Source organism: Desulforhopalus singaporensis (assembly GCF_900104445.1).
In the GTDB taxonomy this organism is placed as follows: Bacteria; Desulfobacterota; Desulfobulbia; order Desulfobulbales; family Desulfocapsaceae; genus Desulforhopalus_A; species Desulforhopalus_A singaporensis.
This window is the reverse complement of sequence record NZ_FNJI01000004.1, coordinates 135,508-159,314: the sequence shown is the minus strand read 5'-3', so window position 1 is coordinate 159,314 and position 23,807 is coordinate 135,508. Positions and strand designations below refer to the sequence as shown.

Below are 23,807 nucleotides of genomic sequence, written 5' to 3'. Positions count from 1 at the left end.
GCCGCTCCGGCTGGCGAAAAAACAGACGAAGAATCAGCGGTACGTAAAAGTTACCGCCTCGTGGGGAATGTGCAGCCGCACCCTGTCCCCTATGCCGGGCCTGAGGTGATGGTATTTAGCCATCACCAGATAGACTCCCAGCTTTATCCCGGCATCAACCAGCAGCCTGACATTGCCGCTCTGCTGGCTGAGTTCGACGATATGGCCGGTCAGGATATTACCGTCCCCGGGATTTTCAGCATCAAAGAGGCAGGCGACGCGGAAAGGATCAACATGAATCTTGGCACGGACGACACCGTCGGGCAAAAGATGCGAAGGCAATGACATATAGGTCTGGCCCGAAAACTGACAGATCATTTCCCCGGCCGACCTGCCGGTCACGGTGACCTTGAAGATGTTTTCATTTACCAGGTCGGAAAGGGCCCCGTTCTGCAGCAGCAGGGTGTGGTCCGCGAGCCTCTGCCACTGGGAGAGGTAATGGGTTGAGAAGATAATGGATCTGTCGTCTACTCTGTTGACCTTCTTGATTATCTCCAGGATTATCTCCTGATTTTCATTGTCTACATTCGCCGTCGGCTCATCGCAAAGAAGAACTTTCGGCTCCAGAACGAGAGCCCGCGCCAGGGCAACCCGCTTGGTCTCGCCCCCCGAGAGTCCCTGCGCCTCATAGTGGGCGAACCGTTCCATGCCTACCAGCTCCAGCACCTCTTCTATGCGCTTTTTCCTGGCTGCGGACGAAACCTTTCTCACCTTCAGGCCAAATTCGATGTTGCTCCACACCGACCCGGAAAACATTATCGGATTCTGGTCGAGCAGCACCACGTCACGGCGGAAAGAGTAAAGATTCCTGTCGCTGAATACCACGGGACGACCCATAAAATTGATGGTTCCGCCGGTGGGAACATCAAGGAAAGAGAGGAGCTTGAGCAGCGAAGTCTTTCCCGCGCCGTTAGGTCCGATAAGGGAGTATATCTTTCCGGGAATAATGGAGAGCGAATCGATATTGAGCACGGTCCTGTCCCCGTGCGTTCTGGTTACATTGTTCAATTCATACAGATTCACTGTGCGTCCTTCCCTGAAAGAAATGAAAAAGCGCATTGATGACGAGAGCAAAAGTCATTAGGGTGATACCAAGGGCCACGGCCAGCACAAACTCGCCCTTATCGTATTCAAGCGCCATCGCCGTGGTCATGGTCCTGGTGAACCCCTTGACGTTGCCCCCGAGCATCATGCTTATCCCCACCTCGGCTATAACCCTGCCAAAAGCAGCAATTACCGCGGCGCATATCCCGTACTTCGCCTCCTTCATGATGACAACGGCCATCTGCACCCTGTTTGCCCCGAGGGTCAGCGCGGTCATCCTATACCTCTGGTCAAGACGGCTTATCGCCGCAATGGTCAGCGTGGTGATAACCGGGATAATGAGGATCACCTGGCCTATGACTATCGCCTTCTGGGTATAGAGCAGATCGAGCGGCCCCAGGATGGCTCGTCTCGACACGAACGAATAAACCAGCAGGCCTATAACCACCGTCGGCAAGGCCAGAAGCGTATTCAGCATGGTCAGGACTATTCTTTTGCCGGCAAAGGTCGAATGTGCTATGAGAAATCCCGAGGGAATTCCTATTACCGATGCGATGATCGTCGCGGCAAAACTGACGTTCAACGACACCAGTACGATCTCGAGAAGTTCCCTGTCAAAAGACAGTAACAGGATAAAAGCGGAACTGACGCTGTCAAAGAGTAAATCCATAAATTTTCTTACACGCCTGTACGGCTGCGGACAAGGCTCTGGCAAGGGTTGTTCGGTGATAATGCAAAAAGGGGGGAAGTGAACCGACCACCTCCCCCCGCAATGTAGAACGTTACCGGAACTATTGCCAGCTACTATTTGGCATCCGGGTAAAAAAGCTGTTTTCCTTCCAGACGGTAATCACCGATCATTTTCTGCCCTTTTTCAGAAGTGATCCAGGTGACGAATTCCATGGCGAGATCGTTTTTGACGTAAGGATGTTTCGCCGGATTGACGGGAATGATGCCGTAAGGATTGGCCAGATCGTCACCGCCTTCGGTAAGAACCTCGAGTTCAACAGCAGGAGTCTTGCCATATTTAAACTTAATGTAGGTACCGCGGTCACTCATGGTATACCCCTGTTTTTCCTCGGCAAAGGTGATGGTCTTGCCCATTCCCTGGCCGATGGACATATACCAGGCCTCCGAGCCGGCAGGCGCGAGATATTTCACTTCCGTCTGCTTGCCTTTCTTCATGATGGTCTGACTCTTTTCTACAAGCTCTACCCCGGACTGTTTCCACAGAAACTGCTCCTTGGTGTGGGTACCGCTGTCATCGCCGCGGGATACGAAAACCGCACCCTGGCCGGCAATCTTGGCAAGAGCTTTTCCGGCATCGGACATACCTTTTATGCCCACCGGGTCGGCTGCAGGTCCGATGATCACGAAATCATTGTGCATTACCGGGTATCTTTTGGTCCCGTAACCGTCGGCGACAAATTTTTCTTCCCGGCTCTTTGCATGAACAAATATAACGTCCACATTACCGTCCACCCCGTCTCTGATTGCCGCCCCGGTTCCCTTGGCGATCACCTTCACATCGATTCCGGTGTCGTTCTTGAATTCGGGAAGCAACAGATCAAGAAGCCCGGAAGCCTGGGTGCTGGTAGTAGTCGACATTTTCAACACCTTGTCCTCTGCCACTGCGTTTTGTCCTGCAAACAGCAGGAAGACGGCAAGAGTCGTCAATACGGAAATTTTTCGCAACATCTCTTCACTCCTTATAGTTAAAATTATCTGGGAACAACATTTTTCCGCAAAGCGAGACATCATACCCCTCATAAGAGGCCGCTAAATCGCGAAACGGTTTTTCATGCAATAAACTTATAAAATTCTGGATTCCCGGCTCAAAAAAACGGTCACGCAGGATGAGCAGGTCAAAACGCTCCCACCGCAGCGGAATAAAGTCAAGATCGAGAATTCCGGCCACCGCCCGTATCGCCGGGGCCGCATCGGCTCTTTTGCCAAACACCTCAAGCCCTGCGTCGAGATGCCTGGAGACCTCCCTGCGATATCCCTTGATCTGCCCCGAAGAAATTTCCGAACGGGTAATCTCGTAATCGATCAGCAGCCTGGTTCCCGTACCAAGAGGCCGGTTGACCATGGTGACATCGTCTCTTGCAAGATCCTCAATCCCCTGTATGTTCTTGGGGTTGCCCCTGGCGACTATTATCCCCTGCTGGCGCCTGCTGAAATTTACGAAAACAGGTGATTTTTCAAGCTCCTGGTCGGCAAAATCAAAGTTATACTCCTCATTGTCATCCTGGAGCAGATGACAGACGCCGATATGGCACTGCCCTCTCCTGAGGCTTTTCAGTCCGCCCATGCTTCCGAGATTGGCAAAATAGCAGGTGGTGGTGGAGTCGGTTTTATGAAACAGGTTTATCGTCTTCTGGAACAACAGGTCGTCGCTGCCGGCCAGCAGCAGCACCCCCTCATCCCCCAGGGCGCCGACTCCGGGCTTGCGGTAATTCAGGATATTGGTTTCCAGCCACTCCTCCACCAGCCTTCTGGGGAAAAGCCATTTGCCGGTGACCTTGGTGGCAGGCAACCCCTTGTCGTTAACCAGGGAATAGACCATCTTGTCATTGACATGGAGCAGCTTGGCAACTTCCTTGGTCGTTAAAAACTTGCTGGCCTGTATTTTGTTCATCATTTCCTCTCACCTCAGCTTAAAACCGGCACCAACGGACAAACTCATTTACCCAATAGCGCAAACCGCATCCAGAATATCTGCTAAAATAACTATAAATTACCATAAATAACCCATAACAACCAAACCCTAACACTCTTTGTGGGCTACACATCCGCCCCATATCTCCAGCGGGAGATGTTTGTCGGTGGTGCTGGAAATAAGCATTGAAAACAACAATGCGATTGGCTAACGTAACACACTGTGATAACAGGCATTTAACAACATCAACTCAAGGAGTTAGCAATGCGTGCGGTAGTTCAGAGAGTGAGCCGGGCAGCGGTGGGCACAGAGGGCAGGACCATTGGCAGGATCGGGACCGGTCTCCTTATTTTGCTGGGTATACAGGATCAAGACGACGATTCGGATATCGCCTGGATGGCGGAAAAAGCGGTCAACCTCAGGATTTTTGAGGATAAACAGGGAAAAATGAACCTGTCCGTTGCAGACATCGGCGGAGAAATGCTTATTATCTCGCAATTCACCCTTTACGGAGACTGCCGCAAGGGGAGAAGACCCGGTTTTTCAGATGCCGCCAGGCCGGAAATTGCTGAACCGCTCTACCACCGATTCGTTGCCGCCGTAAGAGACAGAGGTATAAAGGTTGCAACGGGCGCGTTTCAGGCCGATATGGAGGTAGAGCTTATAAACGACGGCCCGGTAACGCTCCTGCTCGACTCGGACAAAAAATTTTGACGGTCAAACAACCAACTCATCTTTCAACGTTAAGGTTTATTTATGAAATTCAACGAAGGTTCCACCTATTCCGGTTTCAGGTTAAAGGTACATAAATATATAGGGGAAATCGCTTCTGACGTCTACCTGTTTGAACATAGTGTTCTGGGCTGTCCGCTGCTGGCAATCAAAAACGGTGACCCCAACAAGACATTTTCCGCGGCCTTCAACACCGTCCCGCAAGACTCGACCGGGGTCGCCCACATCCTGGAACACTCGGTTTTAATGGGTTCGAAAAAATATCCGGTAAAAGACGTGTTCGGCGAAATAAACAAGGGCGGCCTGACCACGTTTCTCAACGCCATGACCGGGGCCGATATCACCTATTATCCTTTTGCCACCCGGAATCTGAAGGAATATTTCAATATCATGGACGTCTACTGCGACGTGGTTTTCAACCCGCTGCTGTCACGATCCACTTTCGAGCAGGAAGGGTGGCACTATCACCAGGAAACCACCGATTCCAGGCTGCAGTTCCAGGGAGTTGTCTACAATGAGATGAAGGGTGCCTTTTCCGATCCGATCCGCTTCCTGTTTCACCATATTTTTGCCGGGCTGATGCCCGGCTCAACCTATGCCCATGAGTCCGGCGGCGACCCGAAAAATATTCCCGACCTCAGCTACGAACAGTTCTGCGCCTTTCACCGGGAACATTACCACCCCTCCAACGGAATGTTTTTTGTCTATGGTGACGCCCTGCTTGAAGACGAACTCGAATTCCTCCAGTCGCGCTTTTTCGCCCACTACGACACCCCCGGAACCCCGGCCCTCATAGAGGAGGGCACCCTTATTTCCGAGCCCGTCTTCATTGAGGAAAAGTATGGTGTTGACTCGAGCGAACTCAAGGAAAAAACATTTCTTGCCGTGGGCACCAACATAGCCACGGTGACCGACAGGAAAAAAAATACCGCCTTTCAGATCATCGCCAACATTCTCTTTAATTCCGATGGGTCTCCCCTGAAAAACAGCATCGTCTCAAGCGGGCTGTGCAAGGATTTCGGCGGAGTTTATCTGGCGACCTCCTCCTATCGCACCTTCATGCTCACCTATCTCGTCGGCAGCGAACCGGAGCATAGGGACAATTTTCTCTCGCTCTACAAAAACTCCCTTGCCCGAATGGTGGAAGAGGGACTCGACCGGGAACTGGTAATTTCCGAACTCAATAAATTTGAATTCAGCTTCCGTGAAGATGCTGCCAAAGCCCAGCGCGGACTCGACCTCATCGGCAAATCGATGACCGCCTTAAAATACGGCACAGACCCGTTTGACCACCTGACGAGCGAAGAGCTCATTCAGAACATAAGGCGTATGGCTCTTGAGGAAAACTATTTTGAAAAATTAATTCAACAATATCTCCTCGACAACAGGTCGACGGTAACCGTCACCCTCGCACCGGACCCGCACAAGCAGCAACAGAACCAGGCAGAAGAGGAACAGCGGCTGCAGGAAGTCGACCGCGCTTCGTCACAGGCGGAAAAAGAACTGCGGGTCGCCCGCACCAATGAACTGATGGAGGAACAGCTGCGCCCCAACAGCCAGGAGGTTCTCAATCTGCTCCCCCAGCTCTCACTGTCCGACCTCTCTTCCCGGATTGAGTTTCACACCGCGGAAAAAGTTGACCTGTTTAACCGGGAAGTCCTTTTCAGTGAGCTGCCCACCAACCATATCAGTTATCTCGACATCGGTTTTGACATTAGCTGCCTCGACCCGGCGCACCTGCCGCTGCTCGATCTCTTTGCCACAATCGTCACGGAAATAGGAACCGAAAAACTCAACTACCAGCAGTTTGCCAAGAAACTGGCCACCTGCACAGGATCGCTGAACCACTCGATAATGAGTTACGCCAAGAAAAACAACGGCGAATCGACCCGGCCGATTTTGTGGTTTCACTTAAAATGTCTGCCAGCCTACCTTCAGCAGGCCATTGAACTGATGGCGGAGGTGTTCTCTTCGGTTTCCTTCAAAGACACCGAACGGATCCGTGAAATAGTGGGCCGGGAATTTGCCTGGGCAGAACATGCCGTGCACAGTGAAGGGTATAACCTGCCGACCACCAGGGTGTTTGCCCATCTCTCCGTGGCCGGCAGGTACAATGAACTGATAAACGGGGTGAGCTCCTATTTGGCGCTCAAGGATCTGGCTGGAAGCTACCGACAGCAAGAGGACGAATTCCTGGCAACCCTGGACAAGATCGCGACCTCTGTTTTCAACAGGGACAACCTGCTTTTTTCGGCAACCGCCGACAAAGAGGAACTGGACCGCTTTGCAACCCTCGGCCAGATCGTGGTCGACAGTCTGGGCAGCCGCAAAACCGGTCGTTTTGATCTGCCGCCTCTTGACATTGCTCGTCACGAAGGGTTCATAACCTCGGCGGACGTGGCCTTCGTGGTACAGGGCGGCAACCTGTTTCCCGGGGGTGAGGGATATAACGGCCACTTCGAGGTTCTCAAGACCTACCTCAGCCGCGATTACCTCTGGAATACCGTGCGGCAGATGGGCGGAGCCTACGGTTGCTTCATCCAGTTTGGCCAAATAAGCGGCAACCTCGCCTTTATCAGCTACCGAGATCCGCAGGTGAAAAAAACCTATGAAGCCTACAACGAGGTTCCGGCCGTGGTTACCAATATGGCACCGTCGAAAAAATTAATGGAACAGCTTGTTATCGGCACCTACGGCAACTTTGACCCTCTCCAGAGCAGTGCCGCCAAAGGTGCCACCGCAAGAAACGACTATTTTCACGGGATAACAACGGAATTCAAGCGCCGGCGGTTGCAGGAGATTATCTCGACCACCCCGGAGCAGCTCCACGCTTTTGCCAAGGCCTTTGAAACAATGACAGCCAACTGCTTTAGGTCCGTCATCGGCAGCCGGCAGAAGATAGAGACCGACAGTAACTTCTTTGACCAATTGACAAAGCTGTAACAATAACCTTCCCGCCCCGGTGCGGCAGCCTCCTCAGCTGCCGCACCGGATCTGCCACCGGCCGCAGAAAGTCACGGATTGCAATTATCGTCACGTCCTCGTCGTTATCGATTGCGGGATTGCTTTACTGCTGATCGGAATCGGTCATCTGGTGAATTTTCTCCTTGGTTTCGTGGTAGAGTTCAGCGCTCTTATCTTTTGTCTTCTGCCACATTTCCTTGGTCACCTCGGCCGCCTCTTCAGCGCTTTGCCCGGTCGCTTCAGTCGTCTTGTCAGCGAGCTCGGAACTCTTGTCCTTGGTCTTCTCCCAGACTTCGCCGCCCTTTTCCTTTACCGTCTGGTAGGTCTGCTTCGAGGCTTCCTTGGTCTTTTCCCAGCTCTGTTTGGAGGCCGCGGCTACCGCATCGGTTGCTTCCCCAATTTTTTTGCCGGCATTTGTCCAGGTGCTGTTTTCCTCACCGGCAGCGGACGAGCCAGATGCGGCCGCAACACCGCACACCATAAGGAAAACGATAGATAGCAACAGTTTTTTGTGTAAGATCTTATTGAGCATAATTCCCGTCCGTAAAACAGTTTTTGTAACGATTCAGCAGACCGTCCCCACTGCCAGAGGGGACGTCAGCGAATCGGCGGGCTGTACATCAATCCTCCGTCCCTCCACAATTTATTCATTCCGCGTTCAATCTGCAATACCGACCCACCACCGAGGTTCCGGTCGAACAGTTCACCGTAATTGCCCACCTGGCCGACAACCTGCGCCGCCCAGTCATCGGCCAGGCCAAGACCCGTTCCGCCGCTGCCCTCCAGGCCGAAAAACCGCTTCACGTCCAGCCTGTTGCTGATTTTCATCTCCGCAATATTGTCCGACCTAATACCAAGCTCCTCGGCATCGACCAGGGCAAACATCACCCACCTGACAATATTGAACCATACATCGTCCCCCTGCCGGACAACCGGGCCGAAGGGATCCTTGGTTATCACTTCGGGGAGGAGGATGCTGTTTTTGGGTTCGTTCAGCTCATGGTAGATACCGTAGAGCTGCGATTTAGGCAGCGACAGCAGCTCGCACCCCGAGCTCTGGAATCCTTTTATCGCCAGATCCAGCGATTCATAGGGGACGAGTTTATAGTCAACCTTGTTTTCCCGAAAATAGTCCGCCAGGTTATTGTTGGCGGCGAGCCCAACCGGACTGCACACCTTTACTTTTCGTATTTCCGCAGCTTTTTTGACGTCAAGACTTTCGGCAACAAGAAAACCCTGGCCGTCGTAATAGAAAATCCCGGCAAAATGTACAGCCAGGGCAGAATCGCTGGTATAGGTCCAGATCGAGTGGCGGGAAAGGATGTCGACGCTGCCGGAAAGCAGGGCGGTAAAAGCCTCGTCGGCTGCCAGGGGCATGTATTCGACTTTTGCTGCATCGCCAAGGGTTGCCGCCGCAACCGCCCGGCAGATATCTATGTCCATCCCGCGCCAGTTCCCGTCGACGTCAACCGTGGAAAATCCCTGCGTACCCGGAGATACCCCGCAGTGCAGAACCCCGCGTTTCATCACTTCTTCCCTGGTATAACCGGAGGCAGAAGACAGAGTGGACAGCAGCACCATCGCCACCAGCAATATTTTAAGTTTCATATCAGACAGTTATTTATTTTTTCCCGTAGTCACGACCATATGTTTTTCCCGCAGTTACCATACCAGTTGACCCGCCAATTGTCCATTGAAAGCAGGACCTTTTCCCCGGGCTGACCCGGTGATTTAATTTCATAGCTTGCAGCCGGGTTCCATGCTAGATTTGTGGCCATATCAAGAGTTACAACGGTTCCCCACACCCCCATGAAAAAGTGCAGACAAAAAAAACGCAAACAGCCCGAATGACGGCTGCCGACATACTCGTCGAGCTCTACCGCGACCGCAAACCGGTAAAATCGATATTTGACAGACAGGTGGCGAGATACGAGTTCGGGACAAAAGACAGAAACCTGGCCATGCAGATCGTCTACGGGGTACTGCGCAACAGAGAGATGATAGACAGGATGATCACCCTCCTCTCGCGCACCCCGCTCAAAAAGCTGGACCCTTTCGTTCACCAGAGTATTGCCGCAGCGCTGTTCCAGGTCTTTTTCCTCGACAGGATTCCCGACAGTGCCGCGGTCAACGAAGCGGTAACCGGCTGTAAAATCAAAAAATTGCCGAAAAGGTTGCATGGCTTCGTAAACGGTATTTTAAGAGAGGCCATAAGACAGGGAGAAACCCTCACGGCAAAAGGGGCAAAAGACAGCACGGGGGCACTTCTGACCAACCACCCCAGATGGCTGGTCGACCGGTGGCAAAAACAGTTCGGCCGCAGCCAGACCCTGCAGATATGCCAGGCCAACAACCTCGAACCTGGCCTTACCCTGCGGATCAACTCGCAGAAAATCTCCAGGGAATCATTTTGTCGCAGACTTGCCGAGGGTGATATCGAGTATGAACCAGGGAGATATTGTGACCAGGCGGTCAGGCTGAAACATTTCCGCGGTGCGGTATCGGCGATTCCGGGATACGGTGAAGGCTGTTTTCAGGTCCAGGATGAGGCGGCGCAACTGGCGACAATGCTGCTTGGACCTTTTGTCAAAGGGGGATGCTACCTTGACGGCTGCGCCGGGCTCGGCGGCAAAACCTCTCACCTGCTCGAGTTTGCCATAGAACACGACCTTAAAATCCATTGTGTCGAACCTGAAGAGTTCAGGTTGAAAAAGCTGGCGGAAAATATCGAGCGTCTTTTTCCGGGACAGCAGCTCCTTAAGACCGTAAGGGGCAGCCTGTACCTGCTCGACAGCTCCGCCCCTTTCCGCTATGACGGTATTCTCATCGACGCCCCGTGCTCGGGAACCGGCGTTACCGGACGTCACCCGGACATTCGCTGGAACCGGAGACCGGAAGATATCCTGTCATACCAGCAGGAGCAGCAGAGATTAATCGACCACGGCGCCGCGCTGCTCAAGCCGGGTGGAATTCTGGTTTATGCCACCTGTTCCCTGGAACCCGAGGAAAATATCGAGGTGGTTACCCGGTTTTTACGAGACAACAGCGACTTCACCCTGACCGACTGTGCACCGCTGCTCCCCGCCCGGGCCAGGAATCTTGTTAAAAACGGATATTTTCATCCCCTGCCATCGCCCGACATTGACGGGTTTTTCTGCGCCCGGATCCGCAGAACCAAAACAGCGTGACAAGTTTTCAGGGTTTTCCTTTGCCAACCTGCAGGGATGTATTACATTCTCTGCAGATTTTCCCTACAAGACTACTCGATATTTCACATCATACGTTATCGGAGTCGATATAAATATCAATACACAAGGAGCCAGTATGGCCGAGATAAAAAGTACAATGGAGATGGTGCTGGAAAGAGCCGCGAGAATGGCTGCCGAGGCACCGGATGTAAGCAGCAACGACGATGACCTTGAGGCAGGTATGCGGCTGGCCGCGGAATTTCTGCGCGACAACGGTCCAAGCCTTATGGAGACGCTTGAAAACCAGACGGCCAAGAGCCAGATGGAGATGAGAAAAGGCATGGTCAGGACCCTGTTGCGAAATGTGGTGCTTCCCCGCAATGAAGAACTGCAGGCAACCGGCAAGAAAGCCTTGAAGGCCATTGTTGAATTGAACGCGAACTCGGCGGAAATCGGCTCAATATGTCACGAACTCCAGCAGATACTGGAACAGTACAGCCAGCACAAGCAGCAGATGACCCAGCAGTTCGAACAAGCACTGATCGGCCAGATCCAGCAGCAGTTGATGGCTGCGGGGCAGGAAGTACCGGATAATTTAAGTGCCGCAATGCATCCGAAATATCAGGAAGAGCTCGGCAAGGTAACCGCCGACCTCAACAACCAGTACAACGACGCGATGGACCAACGCAAGGACTTTGTCCTGCAGCATATCTCCGGGTAATCACCCGGGCCCGGACGGCTGAGCGAACAGATGGCAATCGATACCCGCGGTGAAAAGAGGATAATGTATTACCAACGAAGAATCACAGGGCTGCAGCAGAGGCTGCGCAGAAGAAGACTGGACGGCATTATTATCGCCAGGCCGGAAAACAGGCGCTACCTGTCCGGCTACAAAGGAGGCGACCACGGCATCGAGGAAAGTTCCGGCCTGCTTATCGTACCGGCAAAAGGTGCTGCTCACCTGGTTACCGACTTTCGATTTGAGCTCCAGGCACAGCAGGAGACAAAGGACATTATGGTCCACGTCCACCGCGGCGGAGTAATCCAGCTGCTGGGCCAGCTGCTGCCGGACCTTTCCATAAAGCGGTTCGGTTTTGAAAGTGATTACACCCTTTATTTTTTTGCGGAAAAACTCAAAAAAGAGCTCAGGCCAAAAGGCATTTCACCGGTACCGGTGCAGGGGCTCGTTGAACAGATGCGGATTGTCAAGGATGAGCAGGAAATTGCGCTCATCAAAAAATCGGTGCAACTCAACGAAGCGGTGTTCTCTTCGGTTTTCAACGAGCTCGGGGCATATCGTACGGAAAGGGAACTGGCCGCAGCCATCGAATCGGCCATGGTCAGGCAGGGAGCGGAAAAGCCCAGCTTCAGCACCATCGTAGCCAGCGGCAGAAACGGTGCCCTGCCCCATGCCGTTCCCGGGACCGACAGGATAGAGCAGAACGGCTCGCTGACCATCGACATGGGACTCATACTTAACGGATACTGTTCCGACATGACCCGCAATTTTGTGCCCCAGGAACCGGACAGCACCTACCGGAAACTGCACAGAATAGTACGCAAGGCCCAACTTGCCGGAATCGCCGCGGTCAAGGCCGGCGCCAGGTGCTGCGACATTGACCGCGCCGCCCGTGCTGTTATCAAGGATGCGGGATACGGAAACTATTTCGGTCACTCCCTGGGCCACGGAGTGGGCCTTGCGGTACACGAAGAACCACGGGTTTCAGCCAAGAGCAGGAGAAAGCTTAAGGCGGGGATGGTGATCACGATTGAGCCCGGCATATACATCCCCGACTGGGGAGGAATCAGGCTTGAGAATATGGTGGTGGTCACCAGCGACGGCTGCGAAAACCTCAACGAAGACACGACAATGCTGGACATCTGAACCGGGAATCGAGCCAGCGCCCGCCTTTTAACCCTGATTTCCGGCACCAGGGAGAATACGGCGGGGAACAACGATAACAGGGACGACAACAGACAATGAGACAATTTGTAATAGATGAACTGTCGCCGATGGAATGCGACAACATAGACTCATACCTGAAACGGACGATCAAGCGGGGGCCGATGATCGGCATCTACTGGATAGAACTGCCCGATGATTTGCTGTCCGAGGCACAGCAGGGCCACGAACAACACGGCCCTTTCTACATGGCGGTGGAAATAACAAGGGACAGTGTCAAATTTGAGTTGCTGGTGCGCAGTCAATCCAACCTGCACTGCACCTGTATCGCCCACGCCACTGATACCCAGCGGCAATTCGTGCTCGACTTCATCGACCGCATGGTTAGAAAGGAGATGATAACCGCCTGACCGGCGGCCCCGGACCGGATGCAGCTGCGCCACACATCCTTGTTGCCCGGAGGGGGCCGGGCAACAACCTACGGCCTTACCGCCCTTACGTACCCGGCTTCGCCTTCATAGTAACTTCGCGACGGGCCACAGCCGTCTCCTATCTCCCAGGAGCCGACATGGTAATCGCCCGGCTGGTCCGACAGCCAGAACTTCCCTTCGACGCGAATTTTTACGGCGCCGTTCTGCTTCATATCAAAAATCGAAGTAAGGGTAAAAAGTTCCACCCCGGTCGGTAAGCGCCAGTCGCTGTATTGCCCTTTGTTTATTTTCTCAAGGTATGCTACCACCTCTTTTGGTGACTTCAGCCTTTTTGAAGTCTGTGTTTGCCACATCAACTCTTTCTTGGTGTCGGCAAAAATCTTCTCAGAGACAACCTGCAGTCGATCCGCCGCGACCGCTTTTGTAACCGGGCAAAGACTAATCACCAGGGCCATCCAGGCAACCGCGATAAGAGTTGTTTTACAAAACAGACGATGATGTCGATACATGGCCAGACTCCTTTTATTACTGGATTGGCACCAGGGCATACCCCTTGCTCTGGTAGCCCATCAGGGATATGAAGGTGTTGCCGACAATTTTTATCTCCGGCAGGATGGTTTTGCGGTCAACCTTGAACAATTCGACGGCGACCGAACACGCCTCAAGCTTCACTCCCGCACCGGCAAGCTCTCTGAGCATTTGCGCCGACCTCTTCAGGCTCAGCTGCCGCTCCTCGGTGAACGACCAGGTCTCAGTAGTTACCAGGCGTACCGACGCTCCCCTGAAGGCGATCACGATATCCGGGTCAAATCCCTGGTCGACAAGACTGTTTCTGGTCCTCTCTATTACTCCGAGATAGAGTTCGAGTTTGTTGGCATCGTTGAGATTGATGTCAAAAATAATTTTTGCCGCCCCAACGCCTGCCAGCGCATCGCTGTCATCAATCTCGCCGCCAAGGCTTGGCAGGCAGGGGAATAACAAAAAGATACACCACACGGCAACAATATACTTCATTCTACGAACCATTTTCCCTCCTGACAAATGAATATTTGTTCTGCACCGCCCCCAATCGTTACCCAGTCACCGAACGCCACGCACATTGCCAGCATTCGTGCAGATAAGATCGCAACGGATTTTCAAGCACCCCGTCCAATTCTAAAAAAATGAGCCTGATCGCTCCCCCGAAAACTGCCACTGCGGCAACCAGCGGATCCATTCGCCGAATCTCACCCCGCTCCATGCCTTCATCGACTATCTGACTCATTAAGCTGAAAGGGCGCGAGGAACAGAGAGGCTGCTGATCCGGCATAAACTCACGGTGTTTGGCATAGAGAAGAAAATTCATCTGATCGGGATTATGTTCGGTTATCTCAAAGAATTTTGCGATCACCGCCCGGCAGCGGTCATGGGCCGTTTCATGGTTGACCATGATTGATTCGATTATTCCGGTGATATCCGACTCTATATGGTGAAACAGCGATTTGGCAATTGCCTCCTTATTCCCGAAATGGTGGTAAATCGATCCGATACTTACCATGGCGTCTTTCTGGATGTCATGAACAGAGGTGTTGAAAAAACCATTTTTGGTAAACAGCTTCAACGCAGTGTCCAGGATCAGTTCCTTGCGATCTACCGGGTTGTTGCCCATCTTGTCTCCTTCAACAGATACCACTAGAACGAACGTTCGTTTTAGTAAAGAATGATATTAATTTCTAAAACAGAGTACGTCAACAACTTATTTTCGGTATCCCGGAGCTCACCCCCCCTAAAAACAGATCCGACCAACAAGCTCCGCCTATTCGACTAGCTTTACCTTGACACCGTCTTCAAGCCCGGCCTGGACCAGGCGGACAATCCGGTCCCCGGGGAAGAGACCGGAGACGATTTCCGCCTTGGCATCGTTTGCCAAGCCGATCTCCACCCTGGTCAGCCGGGCTACGCCGTCGCTCACCTTGAAGAGCTGCCACGCCCCCTCACTGTCGGCAAACAGAGCCGTCCGGGGAACGGTAATTGTATCTTTTTTTTGTTCGGTGATAATTTTTATCCGCACCCGGTAATTCAGTCCGAGCCCTAAGCCGCCCTCCTGTTCGCTCCCGGCAGCGTCGTTTATAAACGCAATTTTCACGTTGACCCGCTGTTCTTCAACCCCCAGGGACGATACCTTGGTAAACCCACTGGGCTCGATGAGGCGAACCACTCCAGGCAGGCGCCTGCTGTCCAGTCCTGCACCGTAAATCTCAACCCTGTCTCCGACATGCACATACGCCGCCTCATCGGTCAATATCTCGGCGTTGACCTCCAGCTCCTTGAGGTTGCCGATCTCCAACAGAGGCTCGCCTGCAGTCATCACCTTTTCATTGGTGACATGACGCTTGAGCACGGTACCTGAAACCGGACTCTTGATCACGGTCCTGTCAAAGTTCCTGTTCACATACCCCGGCAGGAGGTCAACCACGGCCTGCATCGCCCTGGTAGCGTAGTACATAGCCTGGCTTGACTCCAGCTGAACCCTGGAATCGAGATAGTTGCGCTTGATATCACGTGTTTGTCTTTCGCTTATCGCCGAACTTTCAGCAAGGCGGCTGTGACGCTCCCAGTCCCACTTGTCAAAATCATACTGGACCCGTGCGGCCGCAACCTGGGCCTTGGAGGCATCGAGCCAACTGGCAAACGTTGCAGCTATGGACTGGACCTCTACTTGCGCATCCTTCCAGTCGGCGTCCTCAACTCTCCCTATCACCTGGCCTTTCATCACCCGGTCGCCTTCTTCCGCCTGCAGCGGCAGTATCCGGCCATTGAGCGGCATGGTAACATGGTACACCTGCTCCAGGCTGGTGCGGGCCCGCTCATCGACATAAGTCTCCATGGTCCCCCGCTGGACGACAAGGGTTGCGACCGAGACCGCCCCCATGGAACCGGCCCAAAACTTCATCACCACAACCGCGCCGGCCACGATGACAAGAGTTAGAATCCAGAATATTTTTCCCCGTTTGGCGGATGTCATTGAATCCTCTTTATGCTAAAGTATATCTGATGCAACATCTGCAACTCTATACTGGTGTTTGGTGCATCATTCATTTATGCCGAGCGCCTGCAGCCAGTTGAGCCTTTTTATCTTCCGGTTGACCACCAGCTGCGCCGCAACCACAAATAAAACCGTCAGTAAAACCGTGTAAAGCAGGCTTTCCGGGTAAAGATAGACCACCATCGAATAGGCGTCGGTGGTAAAATTATCCATGGTATAGATCAGCATCCAGTAGCCAAGCCCCAGACCGATCACCGTCCCGGCAAGATTTATCATCAGATTTTCCTTCAAAAACTGGTTCGCCACCTCGAAGTCATGATAGCCCAGAGTCCGGAAGGTCGCTATTTCCCGGCCGAGCTCGGAAAGACGTACCAGGCTGGTGTTGAGGATGGTACCGAAAAAAATAGTGGCGGCGAACCCGACCATCAGGATCGCGGTATAGCCCATCAGGCGGTCCTGCTGCTCGACCATGGCAGCTTTCTGACCTTCAATATCCATTATCGTCTCAATCCTTGGAAGCGACTTTATCCTGACAAGAAAATGGTGGCGCAGCACCTCGTCCGGACTGAGTTTTACCCGGACTTCATTGATTGCCCCTTGATTCTTCAAAAGCGAATTGAGCCAGTGAATATCGGCGTACAGTCCCATACCGATAACGGACTGGTATTGCTGCACCACGGGAACACGAACAGTTCGCCGAATCCCTTTTACCGGCGTGAGCTCCAGCGTCTGACCGGGCCTTATATCCAGTTTTTCCATGAGCCGTGCCGACATGACCAGCCCTGCCGAAGGCAGAAAAACTTCACGCATCTCCTTATCAAAAAGGGTGGTAAGATCACTTGACGGCCGAATACCGGCAACATTGGCGCTCTCCTTCCTAGAACCGTTTTTAAGACTGCAGCCGACATTGAGTACCGGCTCGGCCTGCAGTACGCCGGGAAACCGTCTGACGTCGTCCAATGTTTCATAGGGCATCTCATCGCCGAAAAAGAGGTGAATATCGCTGCGCATGGCCTTGCTGAACTGGGTTTCTATCAGGCCGTCAAGGGAGTCCACAAAGCCGAAGGTCAACAGCACGATAGCACTCCCGGTGGCCGCGGCAAAAACGGATATAGCCGTCCGTCCCTTATTGCGCAGAACCCCTCTCACTATCATCTGCCACTGGACATCAAGCAGTTGCCATAATCCGGTAAATTTCTCGACCAGTACAGATCTTTGAACCGGCGGAGGCGCAGGACGCATCGCCTCCGCCGGTTCAAGGCGAACCACTCGCCAAACGGCTTTCATCGCACCCGCGACACAAGAACCGATCGAAACGCATAGCCCGGCAAGGTAGAGTCCCGGGTAAATGATGTTCTCCAGCCGGGGAAATGAGAAATAGAGCAGGTACATTTCAACCATCACCGAGCCAAGCACCCACCCCAGTATACAGCCGAGCACCCCCCCCAGCGCGCCCGGCACAACAGAGAATTTCACAAAATGCATACCGACCCTGAAACTGGAGTAGCCAAGCGCCTTGAGCGTGCCTATTACGCTGCGATGCTGCTCCACCATTCGGCTGATCATGATATTGAGGACCAGGGCCGCCACCACCAGGAAAAACAGGGGCATGGTAAGCGCCATCGATCTCAACTCGGTCATCTCCGCGTCAAGGATCAGCGGAGAAAACTGCTTGTTGCGTAATGTCGCATCAAACACGCCAAAGCCGTCGACCTCCCTCTTTATCGTTTCAAGCAGCTGCTGCCGACCGGTCAAGCTTAACCCGGAAAAAAGGCCGACAATGGAGTTGGCGCTGCCCTCAAACCCGAGAATTTTTTCGCTAAAACTCCTTTTCACCCACATCAGCCCGTAACTCCCAGGCTGATCAAGCATCGAGCCCGGAGATGTGAGGTAAACGAATTCGGCGGAGATCGCGGTGCCGACCACGATAAGTTCCCGGCGCTGGTTGTTGACAATGGTACGCACCCGGTCGCCGACGTGAATATTGCGGGCTTCGGCAAATTTCTCCGACAGGATCACCTGATTATCCTGTTCTTTGGTGAAATAGGTTCCCTTTCTTACGATTATCGAATTAACAATCGGGGACCGGAAATCGGGAAGAGAAAGGAGCAAGGCTCCGACAGGTTTTACGCTGTCGGGAAAATCGAGCATCACCTGGAACTGAATCCGGTTCCTTATTTCGGCGATGCCGGGCAGCCGGGCCAGGCGCCTGGCATCGCCGCTCGGAATCTTCTTCAGGTCGATCCAGAAATCGGCAAGTCTGCACTGGGTATAAAAATGGTTCTTGGTCCGTTCCAGGTTCCTGTACGAGGACATCATCGCGATATAACTTGCACCGCCGACCGCAATCATGATAGCGACCGCCACGATCAGCACCCAGCTCCCTGCCGCGTCCCGTACCAGCTTTCTGCCAAGGACCGTCATCGCCATCGCGACCTTTAGCCGTTTGCAGGGTTAGCCTGCCCGGCGGTGGCGGCCACCGGAGATTTTCCCGTCAGAAAGCGTCACCGACCTGTCCGAGACCGCAAGAAGAGCCGACGAATGAGTTATCATCACCATGGTAGTCTCCGTTTCCTTGTTGATCCTGTGCAGCAGCTGAAGAATTTTTTCGGTGGTCTCATGGTCAAGCGCCCCCGTCGGCTCGTCGCAGAGCATTAATCGCGGACGTTTTGCCAGGGCTCTTGCGATGGCCACCCTCTGCTGCTGTCCTCCTGAGAGTTGGGAGGGGAAATAGTCGAGCCTGTCGCCAAGACCGACCAGCTCCAGAGCCTCCGCCTCATCCATGGGATTGGTGGCGATTTCCGTGGCCACCCGCACGTTTTCCACGGCGGTAAGGGATGGGATCAGATTGTAAAACTGGAAAATAAAGCCGACCTGGTTACGTCTGAATTCGGTCAGCTCCTTTTCGGAATATGCGGTGAGCTCGTTGCCGTTAAAAAAAATGATGCCGGAACTGGGGCGATCGATACCACCGATCATGTTGAGCAGGGTGCTCTTGCCCGACCCTGACTCGCCATGGATGATGAGGAGTTCGCCTGCATATATTTCAAGATCCACCCCTCGTATGACCTTCACCTCGACCTCTCCCATGAAAAAAGTCCGACAAACATTCTCAAGCCGCACCAGGGGCGCAACATTTTTAAACCCCGCCCCCGGCATGATCATTTCCTCCCCAATTCCGTCTGCCATGTCGTTTATCCCATATCATTGTCATATCATATCACTTTATCCAGGCGTTGAACACCCGCGCCCGCAAGCGGCATCAACGCCACCAAAAGCTCCGACTGCACCTTCAGGCAGCCGGTGGCTGCCTGAAGGTAACTTTTACAGTTTTTTACCCGGGCTGAAATGATCGTACTCCACATGGTACCGATATCAGGAGAGGTTCGACCCAGACGGACAGGGGCCACTATCCCCCGTGGTTTTTTTGCGATGGCCAGCGGTCTGTGAAGACACCGGTTTCCCGGTTGACCGGCCGTTTCAGGTCAGCGGCTGTTTTTGGCAAGCTTCAGGCACAGTTCGATCATTTTCGCAGACAACATTCGATACTCGTTGACAACAGCAGAACTGTTCGCCGCCCGGTGGAGGTTCTCATCTTTTATTATTGCTTTTATCTCTGCCTGTTCGAATCGTTTTTCCGGAGCAAAATAGGCCCTGGGCAGGCCGAAGGTTCGGCACAGACTCATGTTGGAACTTTCGTAAAACGTGTCGGTGTAGGCCTTGAGGCAGGAAAGAAACTCGGTCGGCTGACGGTCCCAGTCATCAACGAGAGCGGAGAGAAGGGCGATAACCTCGTTGTCTTCATGGGGGCCCGGGACATCCAACCCGAAGGCGGCACCATTGCTGATCGCTTCGACTATATCCTGGTTGAAGCTGACATTCTCCACCCGGAAAGCCGCCCGCTCGGCTTCCCGCCGCAGATCCAGCTGCGATTTTTCGCAGAAATCGCCGATGAGGGATACCCCGGAATCCTTCCCCGGCAACACCCCGCACTTGGTTACCACACGCCCATCGTCAATCAGTCGGGTTATATTCCCGTAACCAGCGGACCAATCGAGGATACTGTATTCGGAGAGCTGCCGGGCACTGTGAAAATCATCGGCGACACAGGCGATAAGTTGTCGTTCAAGCCCGGAAAACAGGGCGGAATCGATTTGCCAACCGGCCAGAACCCCATCTATTTCCCTGATTCGGCCCGGAGCCCTGAACAACCACTGCGAATAAGCGGATATCAAAAAATTCGACTGGCGGCGGCAATATCCGACAATTGTGATGGTATCGAACAGCCCGTCGACAACTTTACATATATTACCGACGGCGTGCGGACACTGAAACAAGAATTCATGACTGATTATCATGACTTCACAATCTTTCAGGGTGTCTGCCAGATATTTTCTGAAACGGCCCAGCAGCCCCATGGGCGGATCCTTGCGGTTCAGCTTGAGAATCTCCGCCGGATCGAGCAGCCGGTAACATGTTTTCTGAATGCACGGCTGCTGCTGGGTGGCAAAAAAGTGCTGAATTGACGAAGATCCGCATTTTCCCGGACCGACATGAATAACAAGACTTGTCATGAGAACAGTTGATACCCTCCTGGAATCGTTTGATTGTTTGCCGTCTTTTTCGCTGTTGCGGGTAACAGGACAATCACTCCACCTGCAGCAGCGATCCGGGCTGAAACAGGAAAATCCTGCTCTTTTTTCCGGAACCGACAGCAGCGGAATATAGCATATCCGACTTACCGATAAAATTTAAATATGTACCCCGAGCCACTCACGCGGCAAGCGTCGAGCGCCGGAAAATATATGTTGCGCTCAGACAGAGGGGGGAATATTTTGCATTGAGGATATTGGCAAAACACTGACGGACCGCTGAAAACAATCGCTTGAGGAACAACGCAATATAACATCAACAAGAGCATATAGTGACACACCACCTGGTATCCTTAAAATATGGCAACAGCTCCATTTCACTTCCGCTTCCCGAAGATACCCGCAGCTTTCGCTTCACCGAACCGGAAAGCGGGACAGACCGCGCCGGGTTCGTCAACAACCTTATCGAGCTGATCGGCGCCAGACCTGTCGGCGACAGGGTGAGCGTAATCGTCGCCGACAAGACCAGGCTCTGCGGCTACCCGGTAATTCTTCCGTGGGTGGCGGAAGTTCTTGAACAAAAAGGTGCGGGACAAGACCGGGTAACGTTCTACATCGCCTACGGCACCCACCCGCGACAGTCCGATCAGGAGTGCGTTGTCGCCTATGGAGAAGTATACAACAGCTACCGGTTCATCCACCACGACTGCAACGACCGGGACGCATTTATCGAGCTTGGCCGAACCGGAAGAGGAACTCCTGTTGCGATACGCAAAAGTCTGGCCGACTCCTCACTGATTCTCACCATCGGCGCGATATCGCACCACTATTTTGCCGGCTACGGTGGCGGCCGAAAGCTCATATTTCCCGGCCTTGCCCGGCGTGATGCAATTTACGCCAACCACAGCCTCTATCTGGATAGGCAAAAAGGCGAACTTGCCGAAGGCTGCCGGCCGGGCAATCTGGCCCGGAACCCCCTGGCCGAAGATCTTCTTGAAATCCACCGGATGGTTCCGGGCTATCTGTCGGTACACGCCCTGCTCAACAGCTGCGGCCAGGTTGCCAGTTACCATTTCGGCCACAGTTATGACGACTTCCTGGAGATCTGCAACAAGCTGGACCTGTGCTACAAGGTGGAGACCGACAGGACCTTTGACCTGGTCCTTGCCTCGACCGGAGGATACCCCAAAGACATCAACTTCATCCAGGCACACAAGTCCATTCATAATGTGGCTCCCCTGGTACGGGACGGCGGAACCCTGATCATGCTGGCGCAGTGCATAGACGGCACCGGCTCCACGAACTTTCTGCCCTATTTCACCATGGGCGGCCCCAAAGAAACGTTTTCCCACCTGGCAAAGAACTATGCCGGCAACGGCGGCACCGCCCTGGCGATGATGGCGAAAACCGAACGAATCAACATCCTGCTCGTAACCGAGCTGGATGAGGCCGTATGCAAAACCATAGGGGTAAAGAAAATATCGGCGTCCACGGCTGAAGAGATCATTTTCGATCACTCCGGATCAACGGCACTGGCCGCCAACAGCTCCATGCTGGTGGTGGGAAAAAAAGCGCAACCGCCCGCACCGCGGAAGTGATATTGTGCTGGCCTGGGCCTTGCTGTCAACAGGTGGAATGGAACAGGCCACCGACCCGCTCGCCCCGTGCAACATATTCGTTGTACGTCGAGATTCCTTTCCGGGTATCGGCAACAATGGCTTTTATGTTGCGGTCTTCAAGTTGGTCCACTATTTCCCGGGGCACCCTCAACCGTCGCATCCTGCCGGTGGTGAGGATGATGGTGGTGCACCCGCTGTCAATCAGCTCTTCGATATCCCCCGGCTGCACCCCCGCACGATGGCCCGTGCCGTACTCGCTCCAGTCCCACGGCCTGCCGCCTCCTGGCCACAGCTTGAAGTCCTTCCCCCTGCCGAGACCCTCTATCTCCATCTTCCCCCAGCCGTAAGACAGGATACGGGGTGATGTTTTTACCCCTGCTTCACCGTTTGCCATCGTGTCCTCCCCTGTTCCAGTTAAGCTGCTGCACGGTACGCTCCCCGGCAATACCGGCGGCAAAATCAAGCCCGTGTCCGCGCCGTATTCCGGTACTATAAACACTTGCGGCGACAATTGTCTTTCTCCCCGCTGTTTTTTTCAGCCGGGGATAGCGTCCGGCGACAAAAGCGGCCAGCCGTTTTTCTTCGGCCAGAACCAGCTGTGACCGGTCGTCGCCTGGCAGGTGAGTTTGGCCCAACCCGCTTTTTTTCTGTTGTTCAAGTTTCTGGTAAAACCCCCGCACCACCCCTAGATAGAAACTGTTTTTCAGGGTTCGCCCTCCATTTCCCATCATTTTGTTCTGCTGCCGCCACAACAGCAGCAAATGATTCTCCAGGAAATGAAAACAGTATTCCCCCACTTCAACGTTGTCAGGGGAGCCAAACAGTTCCAAGGTCCTGTAAGACTGGTCATCACGGGGGTCGTACAGCCAGGAGAAAACCACCTGGACGCTGAAGAATTCCTGGAGAAGAGCACCGAGATGGCGTCTGTAGGTCGCGATCCGCTTAGACCTGAGGGCAATGATCCGCGAACAATAGGGTTGACGATTTGCCGCCAGAAGAGCGCCCAGCTGATGTTTTTCAATCAGCTCTCCCGCTTTTTTCAGCGCCTGCTGAGCCTCATGCAGGTTCGAAGAGCTGCCAAGAGCGAGCAATTTTTCTACTTTGGCAACAAGACGCTGCCCTTGCGGGGGTGGCGAAGAACCAGTTGCAAGATTGTCAAGACAGGCGCCGGTGACCACGGTACATCCGCGAAATTCTGGTGCAACCCCGATCAGCTCACATGCCCGGCCGAAATTTTCCCCATGACTTTTCCCTCCGCCCCACCGTTCAGTGACCAGCTGGTGAGCCATCTCGTGCCTGAGCACCTGCACGGTAAAATTCCATGGGTAGTTGCTGATAAGTTCACGGCTGATCCCGATGGTCCTGGTGGCGGGGCTCCAGCTGCCAAGGCGGGTTGTGGTAGCCGTTATTTCAAAGACAGGCGCTTTGAGATCGATCCTGAAATCGTGGCATATCGTGTGGAACTCCACCATCAGCTGAACAACCCACCTGGCCTCAAGCCTGCTGTCAGCATTGTCTTTTCCGGTCATATCGCTCCATAGAACCCTGCCGGAACATACCGGTGGTCATTTTTTTATCCTCATATCGATATTATTATAAAAAATCGTA

Annotated in this window: 23 protein-coding genes; 8 read left to right on the top strand and 15 right to left on the bottom strand. The window is 53.5% G+C overall.

The annotated features are described in order from the left end of the window. Window positions 1-33: 33 nt before the first annotated feature. From BLQ17_RS03865 to BLQ17_RS03850, 4 genes are all read right to left on the bottom strand, one after another. A complete protein-coding gene (locus tag BLQ17_RS03865) occupies window positions 34-1,062 on the bottom strand; it encodes an energy-coupling factor ABC transporter ATP-binding protein (protein ID WP_176761070.1) in 1,029 nt (342 codons plus the stop codon). Then, window positions 1,049-1,753, bottom strand: coding sequence for an ABC transporter permease (locus BLQ17_RS03860; protein ID WP_092219975.1), 705 nt, complete (start codon window positions 1,751-1,753; stop codon window positions 1,049-1,051). Before BLQ17_RS03860 ends, BLQ17_RS03865 begins: the two co-directional genes overlap by 14 nt. A 134-nt stretch (window positions 1,754-1,887) precedes the next feature. Then, window positions 1,888-2,781 carry an ABC transporter substrate-binding protein gene (locus BLQ17_RS03855; protein WP_176761069.1) on the bottom strand — a complete coding sequence of 298 codons (894 nt, stop codon included), beginning with the start codon at window positions 2,779-2,781 and terminating at the stop codon, window positions 1,888-1,890. A 4-nt stretch (window positions 2,782-2,785) separates the two neighbouring features. Further along, a complete protein-coding gene (locus BLQ17_RS03850) occupies window positions 2,786-3,727 on the bottom strand; it encodes a helix-turn-helix transcriptional regulator (RefSeq protein WP_092219973.1) in 942 nt (313 codons plus the stop codon). Between the two features lie 282 nt (window positions 3,728-4,009). On the opposite strand from BLQ17_RS03850, the gene dtd reads away from it, so the two are divergent. Together dtd and BLQ17_RS03840 are read left to right on the top strand one after the other, a co-directional pair. Next, complete coding sequence (gene dtd / locus BLQ17_RS03845; protein WP_092219971.1) at window positions 4,010-4,459, top strand: D-aminoacyl-tRNA deacylase; 450 nt, start codon at window positions 4,010-4,012, stop codon at window positions 4,457-4,459. A gap of 42 nt (window positions 4,460-4,501) precedes the next feature. Next, window positions 4,502-7,420 carry an insulinase family protein gene (locus tag BLQ17_RS03840; protein WP_092219969.1) on the top strand — a complete coding sequence of 973 codons (2,919 nt, stop codon included), beginning with the start codon at window positions 4,502-4,504 and terminating at the stop codon, window positions 7,418-7,420. Window positions 7,421-7,544: 124 nt separating this feature from the next. On the opposite strand, the gene BLQ17_RS03835 is transcribed toward BLQ17_RS03840, so the two are convergent. Both BLQ17_RS03835 and BLQ17_RS03830 read right to left on the bottom strand, forming a co-directional pair. Continuing rightward, entirely contained in the window at window positions 7,545-7,973 is a 429-nt protein-coding gene (locus BLQ17_RS03835) for a hypothetical protein (protein WP_092219967.1), read from the bottom strand. Window positions 7,974-8,038: 65 nt separating this feature from the next. Next, window positions 8,039-9,049, bottom strand: coding sequence for an amino acid ABC transporter substrate-binding protein (locus BLQ17_RS03830; protein ID WP_092219965.1), 1,011 nt, complete (start codon window positions 9,047-9,049; stop codon window positions 8,039-8,041). 209 nt (window positions 9,050-9,258) lie between these two features. On the opposite strand from BLQ17_RS03830, the gene rsmB reads away from it, so the two are divergent. The 4 genes from rsmB to BLQ17_RS03810 all read left to right on the top strand — a co-directional run bounded on the left by rsmB (window position 9,259) and on the right by BLQ17_RS03810 (window position 12,942). Continuing rightward, window positions 9,259-10,629 carry a 16S rRNA (cytosine(967)-C(5))-methyltransferase RsmB gene (gene rsmB / locus BLQ17_RS03825; protein ID WP_281180488.1) on the top strand — a complete coding sequence of 457 codons (1,371 nt, stop codon included), beginning with the start codon at window positions 9,259-9,261 and terminating at the stop codon, window positions 10,627-10,629. Between the two features lie 136 nt (window positions 10,630-10,765). Beyond that, entirely contained in the window at window positions 10,766-11,350 is a 585-nt protein-coding gene (locus tag BLQ17_RS03820; RefSeq protein WP_092219961.1) for a hypothetical protein, read from the top strand. A gap of 30 nt (window positions 11,351-11,380) precedes the next feature. Beyond that, complete coding sequence (locus tag BLQ17_RS03815) at window positions 11,381-12,514, top strand: M24 family metallopeptidase (RefSeq protein WP_245694981.1); 1,134 nt, start codon at window positions 11,381-11,383, stop codon at window positions 12,512-12,514. Window positions 12,515-12,609: 95 nt separating this feature from the next. Then, window positions 12,610-12,942 carry a hypothetical protein gene (locus tag BLQ17_RS03810; RefSeq protein WP_092219959.1) on the top strand — a complete coding sequence of 111 codons (333 nt, stop codon included), beginning with the start codon at window positions 12,610-12,612 and terminating at the stop codon, window positions 12,940-12,942. A 68-nt stretch (window positions 12,943-13,010) separates the two neighbouring features. Here the strand turns inward: BLQ17_RS03810 and BLQ17_RS03805 are convergent, their stop codons facing one another. The 7 genes from BLQ17_RS03805 to BLQ17_RS03770 all read right to left on the bottom strand — a co-directional run bounded on the left by BLQ17_RS03805 (window position 13,011) and on the right by BLQ17_RS03770 (window position 20,562). Beyond that, window positions 13,011-13,472 (bottom strand): Lcl domain-containing protein, encoded by a 462-nt coding sequence (locus BLQ17_RS03805; protein WP_176761068.1) that lies wholly within the window; start codon window positions 13,470-13,472, stop codon window positions 13,011-13,013. A 16-nt stretch (window positions 13,473-13,488) separates the two neighbouring features. After that, window positions 13,489-13,989 (bottom strand): DsrE family protein, encoded by a 501-nt coding sequence (locus tag BLQ17_RS03800; RefSeq protein ID WP_092219955.1) that lies wholly within the window; start codon window positions 13,987-13,989, stop codon window positions 13,489-13,491. 46 nt (window positions 13,990-14,035) lie between these two features. Next, complete coding sequence (locus BLQ17_RS03795) at window positions 14,036-14,611, bottom strand: TetR/AcrR family transcriptional regulator (protein WP_092219953.1); 576 nt, start codon at window positions 14,609-14,611, stop codon at window positions 14,036-14,038. Between the two features lie 147 nt (window positions 14,612-14,758). Continuing rightward, window positions 14,759-15,967, bottom strand: a complete 1,209-nt coding sequence (locus BLQ17_RS03790; RefSeq protein WP_092219951.1) for an efflux RND transporter periplasmic adaptor subunit — start codon at window positions 15,965-15,967, stop codon at window positions 14,759-14,761. A 66-nt stretch (window positions 15,968-16,033) separates the two neighbouring features. Beyond that, window positions 16,034-18,418: an ABC transporter permease gene (locus BLQ17_RS03785; RefSeq protein ID WP_092219949.1), complete on the bottom strand. Its 2,385-nt coding sequence runs from the start codon at window positions 18,416-18,418 to the stop codon at window positions 16,034-16,036. A 24-nt stretch (window positions 18,419-18,442) separates the two neighbouring features. After that, on the bottom strand, window positions 18,443-19,177 hold the full coding sequence (locus BLQ17_RS03780; protein ID WP_245694980.1) for an ABC transporter ATP-binding protein: 735 nt from the start codon (window positions 19,175-19,177) through the stop codon (window positions 18,443-18,445). 296 nt (window positions 19,178-19,473) lie between these two features. Continuing rightward, window positions 19,474-20,562, bottom strand: a complete 1,089-nt coding sequence (locus tag BLQ17_RS03770; protein WP_092219945.1) for a hypothetical protein — start codon at window positions 20,560-20,562, stop codon at window positions 19,474-19,476. Here BLQ17_RS03770 and BLQ17_RS22475 point away from each other — a divergent pair. Then, a complete protein-coding gene (locus BLQ17_RS22475; protein ID WP_176761067.1) occupies window positions 20,561-20,716 on the top strand; it encodes a hypothetical protein in 156 nt (51 codons plus the stop codon). The two genes, BLQ17_RS03770 and BLQ17_RS22475, sit on opposite strands and share 2 nt — an antisense overlap. A 196-nt stretch (window positions 20,717-20,912) precedes the next feature. Beyond that, on the top strand, window positions 20,913-22,178 hold the full coding sequence (locus BLQ17_RS03765; RefSeq protein WP_176761066.1) for a lactate racemase domain-containing protein: 1,266 nt from the start codon (window positions 20,913-20,915) through the stop codon (window positions 22,176-22,178). A 25-nt stretch (window positions 22,179-22,203) separates the two neighbouring features. On the opposite strand, the gene BLQ17_RS03760 is transcribed toward BLQ17_RS03765, so the two are convergent. Beyond that, window positions 22,204-22,593, bottom strand: a complete 390-nt coding sequence (locus BLQ17_RS03760; RefSeq protein WP_092219941.1) for an Mth938-like domain-containing protein — start codon at window positions 22,591-22,593, stop codon at window positions 22,204-22,206. Further along, window positions 22,580-23,728 carry a SprT-like domain-containing protein gene (locus BLQ17_RS03755; RefSeq protein ID WP_092219939.1) on the bottom strand — a complete coding sequence of 383 codons (1,149 nt, stop codon included), beginning with the start codon at window positions 23,726-23,728 and terminating at the stop codon, window positions 22,580-22,582. The genes BLQ17_RS03760 and BLQ17_RS03755 overlap by 14 nt, the downstream gene beginning before the upstream one ends. Window positions 23,729-23,807 lie beyond the last annotated feature (79 nt).